This window comes from Kitasatospora sp. NPDC058218, from assembly GCF_042882445.1.
GTDB lineage: Bacteria > Actinomycetota > Actinomycetes > Streptomycetales > Streptomycetaceae > Kitasatospora.
Map to the genome: position 1 here is coordinate 1 of NZ_JBHVWC010000136.1, position 7,175 is coordinate 7,175.

At 76.1% G+C, this 7,175-nt stretch carries 2 protein-coding genes; both read left to right on the top strand.

Annotated features, from left to right (window positions below; all coding sequences use genetic code 11):
* Window positions 1–1,573: condensation domain-containing protein (locus ACFVYI_RS42000; RefSeq protein ID WP_387895327.1), on the top strand; the 1,573-nt coding region annotated here is incomplete at its 5' end.
* Window positions 1,570–7,175 (top strand): amino acid adenylation domain-containing protein (locus ACFVYI_RS42005; protein WP_387895329.1); only part of this gene is annotated, 5,606 nt, incomplete at its 3' end. The genes ACFVYI_RS42000 and ACFVYI_RS42005, both read left to right, overlap by 4 nt.

Below are 7,175 nucleotides of genomic sequence, written 5' to 3' on the forward strand. Positions count from 1 at the left end.
GGGCCTGGGCGCGCCCGCGGCCCCCGCGCCCGGCGGCCCGGCCGCCGCCGCGCCGCCGGCCGACGGCGAGCTGCCCGCCCTGCCGGTGGTGCACTGGCTGCGCGAACGCGGCGGACCGATCGACCGGTTCAACCAGCACGTCCTGCTGACCGTCCCCGCCGGGCTGCGCGAGCAGCCGCTGCGGGACGCGCTGGCGGCCCTGGCCACCCGCCACCCGGCGCTGCGGCTGCGGCTGGACCGCACCGACGGCCTCTGGACCCAGGAGGTCCTGGCCGCCGACCGGGCCCCCGCGCTGACCGACCCGCAGACCCTGCGCCGGGTCGACACCCGGGCCGCCCGGTCCGAGGACCCGACCGCCCTGCTCACCCGCGAGGCGGACGCGGCCGCCGCCGCGCTCGACCCCGCCACCGGCCGGGTGCTGCGCGCCGTCTGGTTCGACGCCGGCCCGAACACCGACGGCCGACTGCTGCTGACCGTCCACCACCTCGCCGTCGACGGCGTCTCCTGGCGGACCCTGCTGCCCGGCCTGCGCACCGCCTACGAGGCCCTCGCGGCCGGCGCCCGCCCCGCCCTGGAACCCGAGGCACACAGCCTGCGGGCCTGGTCGGAGCAGCTGCTCGCACACGCCCAGGAGCGCGGCCGGGTCGCCGAGGCCCGACTGTGGCGGGACGCCCTCGCAGGCCCGGCCGGCCCGCTCGCCGCCCTCACCGCCGACCCGGCCCGGGACACCGTCGCCACCCTGCGCACGCTGCGCCGCACCCTGCCCGCCGACCGCACCGAGCCACTGCTGACCGTCCTCCCGCAGTCCTTCGGCGCCGGCGTGGACGACGTGCTGCTGGCCGGCCTCGCCCTCGGGGTGGCCGCGGCACGCCCCGGCGCCGCACCGGCCGTCCGGATCGACCTGGAGGGCCACGGCCGGGGCGGCGGCGAGTCGGCCGGGCTCACCCCGGACCTCGCCCGCACCGTCGGCTGGTTCACCACCGTGCACCCCGTCCGGCTCGACCTCGCCGGGCTGGACCCGGCCGAGGCGATGACCGGCGCCGCGATCACCGGACAGGTGCTCAAGCAGGTCAAGGAACAGCTGCGGGCCGCCCCCGACCGGGGCCTGGGCTTCGGCCTGCTGCGCCACCTCAACGCGCAGACCGCGCCGCTGCTGGCCGCGGTGCCCCGCTCCGAGGTGCTGTTCAACTACCGCGGCCGGACCGACAGCGGCGCCGGACCGCAGGGCGGCTGGCCGTTCGCCCCGCAGGACGAGCGCACCGCCGCCGCCGCCGGGGCCGGGCCCGACCCGCTGATGGCGGCCGGCTACCCGCTGGAGATCGACGCGGTCGTCCAGGCCGGCCCCGACGGCCGCCCGGAGCTGGCCGTCGAATGGAGCTGGCCGGGCGCACTGCTCGGCGACGGCGAGGTGGCGGCGCTCGCCGACTCCTGGTTCGCCGCGCTCGACGCGCTGGCCCGGCACGCCGCCGGCGGCGACGCGGGCGGGGTGACCCCGTCCGACCTCGACCTCGTCCGGCTCAAGCAGACCCAGATCGACCGGCTGGAGTCGCGGCTGCGCAGGCGCCGCCGATGAACCGCGAACCCGGCCCCGAGACCACCGACCGCCACCCCACCCCCAGGACCGAGAACCCCGTGATGAACGACTCCACCGCACCGATCGACGACTCCCAGGCCCAGGCCCCGGCCGCGTCGGCCCTGGAGGACGTCTACCCGCTCTCCTCCCTGCAGGAGGGGCTGCTCTTCCACGCGCTCTACGACGACGAGGCGCGCGACGTCTACGTCGTGCAGTCACACCTCGACCTGGCCGGCCCGGTCGACGGCGCCCGGCTGGCCGCCGCCGTCGACGCGCTGCTGGTCCGGCACGCCAACCTGCGGGCCGGGTTCTGGTACGAGGACCCGGAGGCGGTCGTCCAGTTCGTCCAGCGGGAGGTGGGGACCCCGCTGCGGGAGGTCGACCTGAGCGCCCTGGAGGGCCCGGACCAGGACGGCGCCGTCCTGGCCGCGATGGACGAGGACTGGCACCACCGGTTCGAGCCGGACGCCCCGCCGCTGCTGCGCCTGGCCCTGCTGCGGCTGGGCGAGGACCGCTCCCGGCTCGTCATCACCTGCCACCACCTGCTGCTCGACGGCTGGTCGATGCCGATCCTGGTCCGCGAGCTGCTGGCGCTCTACGGGTCGGCCGGCGACCTCGCCGCACTGCCCGCCGTCCGCCCCTACAAGGAGCACCTGGCGCTGCTCGCCACCCGCGACACCGCCGCCGCCGAGGCCGCCTGGGGCGCCGCGCTGGCCGGCTTCGCCCGGACCCACCCGGTCGCGCCCGGCGCCGGCGTCGCCACCGCCGTCGAACCGGCCGTGGTCACCCTGCACGCCGAGCGCGAACTCTCCGCCGCCGTCGCCGAGGCCGCCCGCGGCCGGGGCCTGACCCTCGGCAACCTCGCCCACACCCTGTGGGGCGTCCTGCTCGGCTCGCTCACCGGCACCGCCGACGTGGTCTTCGGCACCACCGTCTCCGGGCGCCCGGACGACCTGCCCGGCGCCGACTCCATGGTCGGCCTCTTCATCAACACCGTGCCGGTGCGCGTACGGCTCGCCCCCGGCGCCACCTTGGCCGGCGCCGCCGCGGCCGTCCAGCGCGAACAGGCCGAGCTGATCGCCCACCAGCACCTCGGCCTCGGCGCGATCCAGCGCCTCGCCGACGTCGAGGGCGCCCTGTTCGACACCCTGCTCGTGGTCGAGAACTACCAGGGCGGCGGCGACGCGCTCCGCACGAGCCTGGGCACCGTCGAGGGCCTGGCCGTCACCGCGCTCGGCGCCCGCGACGCCACCCACTACCCGCTGGGCCTGACCGTGCTGCCCGGCGAGCGGCTGCGCCTGGAGCTGGAGTACCGGCCCGAGCTGTTCACCGAGGCCGAAGCCGGCCGGATCGCCGACCGGTTCCTGCGCCTGCTCGCCGCCTTCGCGGCCGACCCGGACACCCCGCTGGCCCGCCTGGACCTGCTCGACGCCGCCGAGCGCGCCGCGCTGCCCGCCACCGTCGCCGGCGCCGAGCACGGCGTCCCGGACGCCACCGCCGCCGACCTCTTCGCCGCGCAGGCCGCCCGCACCCCGCACGCCCGGGCCCTGGTCGGCCCCGGCCTGACCGGCGGCCCGGCCCCCGTCCAGCTCTCCTTCGCCGAACTGGACGCCGCCGCCGACCGCCTGGCCCGGCTGCTGCGCGCCCACGGCCTGGGCGCCGACGACATCGCCGCCCTCGCCCTGCCCCGCTCCGCCGAGTCCGTCACCGCGCTGCTCGCCGTCCTGCGGGCCGGCGCCGCCTACCTGCCGATCGACCTCGACCACCCGGACGAGCGGCTCGCCCTGCTCCTCGACGACGCCCGCCCCGCCGTCGTCCTGACCACCGCCCGGGTCGCCGCCCGGCTGCCCGAGGTGCCCGGCGCCGCCGTCCTGCTCCTGGACGACCCGCGGACCGCCGCCGACCTCGCCGCGCTGCCCGCCGGGCCGCTCACCGACGCCGAGCGCGGCGGTCCCGTCCACCCCGACCGGGCCGCGTACGTCATCCACACCTCCGGCTCCACCGGCCGCCCCAAGGGCGTGGTGATCCCGCACCGCGGCCTCGGCAACCTGATCCACGACCACCTGGCCACCACCTTCGCCGACGCGCTGCGCGCCACCGGCCGGGCCCGGCTGCGCGCGCTGCACACCGCCTCGTTCTCCTTCGACTCCTCCTGGGAACAGCTGATCTGGCTGATCGGCGGCCACGAGCTGCACGTCCTCGGCGAGGACGACCGCCGGGACGCCGAGGCCGTGGTCGGCTACACCCGCGCCCACCGCGTCGACGCCCTCGACGTCACCCCCTCCTACGCCCAGCAGCTGCTCGACAGCGGCCTGCTGTCCGGCGAACACCGCCCGGCGGTCCTGCTGCTCGGCGGCGAGGCGCTGCCCGAGCCGCTCTGGACCAGGCTGCGCGGGGAGGCGGGCGTCACCGCCGTCAACTACTACGGCCCGACCGAGTTCACCGTCGACGCCCTGGTCGCCGATCTCGCGGACAGCGCCGGCCCCGTCATCGGCCGCCCGCTGCGCGGGACCCGCGCCTACGTGCTGGACGGCCTGCTGCGCCCCGTCCCGGCCGGCGTGCCCGGCGAGCTGTACCTGGCCGGCGCGCAGTTGGCCCGCGGCTACCTGGACCGCCCCGGTCTGACCGCCGGCCGGTTCGTCGCCGACCCGTTCGCCGAGGGCGCGCGGATGTACCGCACCGGCGACCTGGTGCGCCGCCGGGCCGACGGCGAGGTCGAGTACCTCGGCCGCACCGACGACCAGGTGAAGATCCGCGGCTACCGGATCGAGCTCGGCGAGATCGAGGCCGCCCTGGCGGAGCAGCCGGGCGTCGCCCAGGCCGCCGTACTGGTCCGGCCCGGCGCGGTGCGCCGCATCGTCGCCTACGTCGTCCCCGCCCGGGACGCCGGGGACGCACTGCTCGACGCCGAGGAGCTGCACTCCGCCCTCGCCGCCCGGCTGCCCGCGTACATGGTGCCGTCCGCCTTCGCCGTGCTGGACGCGCTGCCGCTGACCGTCAACGGCAAGCTCGACCGGGCCGCGCTGCCCGACGACGCGCTCGCCTACACCGGCCTGGTGGTCGGCCGGGACGCCGAGACCGAGACCGAACAGCTGCTCTGCGACCTGTACGCCGAGGTCCTCGGCCTGCCGCAGGCCGGCGTGGAGGACGACTTCTTCCGCCTCGGCGGCGACAGCATCTCCTCGATCCGGCTGATCGGCGCCGCCCGCGCCGAGGGCCTCTCGCTCAGCCCGCGCGACGTGTTCGAGCGCCGAACCCCGGCCGCCCTCGCCGAGCTGGCCGACCGCCGCGAGGCGGCCGGCGCCGCACCCGAACTGCCCGAACTGCCTCCGGCGGCCGAGGCCGAACTGGCCCTCGTCCGCGCCGCCGTGCCCAAGCTGGAGATCGAGGACGTCTGGCCGGTCTCCCCGCTCCAGGAGGGCCTGCTCTTCGAGGCCGGCTACGACGAGCAGGCGCTGGACGTCTACACCTCCCGCGACGTGCTCTCGCTGACCGCCCGGATCCCGCTGGAGGTACTGCGCGCCGCGGTGGCCGCCGTGCTGGAGAGCCACCCCAACCTGCGGGCCGGCTTCCTCCAGGACGGCCTGGAGCGCCCGGTGCAGTTCCTGCCGCGCGCCGTCGACGTGCCGCTCACCGAGCTCGATCTGTCGGCGCTCGGCGCGGACGACTTCGAGGCGGAGCTGCGCCGCCTCAAGGAGCACGAGGCGTTCACCCGCTTCGACCTCGCCGCGCCGCCGCTGCTGCGGCTGGTCTCGGTGCTCGCCCCCGACGGCGGCCAGCGCATCCTGATCACCAACCACGCACTGCTCTGGGACGGCTGGTCCTCCGGACTCTTCCTCCAGGAGGTGCTGACCCGCTGCGCCGGCGAGCGGCCGCCGGCCGCCGGCCTGCCCTACCGGGACTTCCTGCGCTGGCTGGCCGGCCAGGACCAGGAGGCCGGCCGGGCCGCCTGGCGCTCCTCGCTGGCGGGCCTGGCCGAGCCGACGCTGCTCGCCCCGCAGGCCCGTGAGCGGGCCGCGCTGCTGCCGGAGGAGGTCGTCGTCGACGCCCCCGCCGGGCTCGGCGAGCGGCTCGCCGCGTTCGGCCGGGAGCACGGCCTGACCCTCAACACCGTGCTCTCCGGCGCCTGGGGCCTGCTGCTGGCCGGATTGACGGCCCGCGAGGACGTGGTGTTCGGGGCCACCGTCTCCGGCCGGCCGGCCGAGCTGCCCGGCATCGACGCCACCATCGGCATGTTCCTCAACACGGTGCCGGTCCGGGCCCGCCTGGACGGCGAGGAGGGCGTCGCCGCCTTCCTCACCCGCCTCCAGGACGAGCAGAGCGCCCTGCTGGCGCACCACCAGACCGGCCTGGGCGAGATCCAGCGCGGCACCGGCTTCGGCCGGCTCTTCGACACCCTCCAGGTGCTCCGCAACACCCCGGCCGACGAGGGTCTGCGGGACCGCCTGCGCGAGCGCCTGGGCCTGCGGCAGGTGACGGACGTCGACGCGACGCACTTCCCGCTGATCTTCATCACCAACCCCGGCGAGCACCTCACCTTCGAGTGGAAGTACCGCCCGGACGTCTTCGAGCGCTCCGTCGTCGAGGAGCACGCCGAGCGGCTGCTCGCCCTGCTGGAGCAGATCCTGGAGCGCCCCGACCGTCCCGTCCGCACGCTCGACGTGTTGACGGTGCGTGAGCGGGGTCTGGTGTTGGGGGAGTGGGCGGCGACGGGTCGTGAGCTGCCGGGGGCGACGGTGGCTGATCTGTTGGCGGAGCGGGCGGCGTTGGTGCCGGGTGAGACGGCGTTGGTGTTCGGCGGGGTGTCGTGGTCGTACGCGGAGTTGGACGCGCGGGTGAATCGTCTGGCGCGGCTCTTTGTGGCGCGTGGGGCGGGGCCGGAGAAGGTGGTGGCGTTGGGGCTGCCGCGTTCGTTGGAGATGGTGGCGGCGCTGTTCGCGGTGTTGCGTACGGGGGCTGCGTACCTGCCGTTGGAGCTGGACTATCCGGTGGAGCGGCTGGCGTTCATGGTCGAGGACACCGGGCCGGTCTGCCTGGTCACCGACTCGACGGCCGCTGCGCTCATGCCCACGTTCGAGGACGTGCTGCTGCTGGACTCGCCGGAGGTGGTGGCGGAGTTGGCGGCGCTGCCGGACACCGCGCCGGGTGTGGTGGTGGATCAGGACAGTCCGGCGTATGTGATCTTCACTTCGGGTTCGACGGGTCGGCCGAAGGGTGTGGTGACGCCGTACCGGGGTCTGACGAACATGCAGTTGAACCATCGTGAGGCGATCTTCGACCCGGTGGTGGAGTCGGCGGGTGGGCGTCGGCTGCGGATCGCGCACACGGTGTCGTTCTCCTTCGACATGTCGTGGGAGGAGCTGCTCTGGCTGGTCGAGGGCCACGAGGTCCACGTCCTCGGCGAGGACGACCGCAGGGACGCCCAGGGTCTGGCCGACTACCTCGACGTCCACGAGATCGACGTCATCAACGTCACCCCCTCGTACGCCCAGGCGCTCGTGGAGAGCGGCCTGTTGGACGAGGGGCGGCACCGTCCGGTGCTGGTGCTGCTCGGTGGTGAGGCGGTGGCGGAGACGCTGTGGTCGAGGCTGCGGGAGACGCC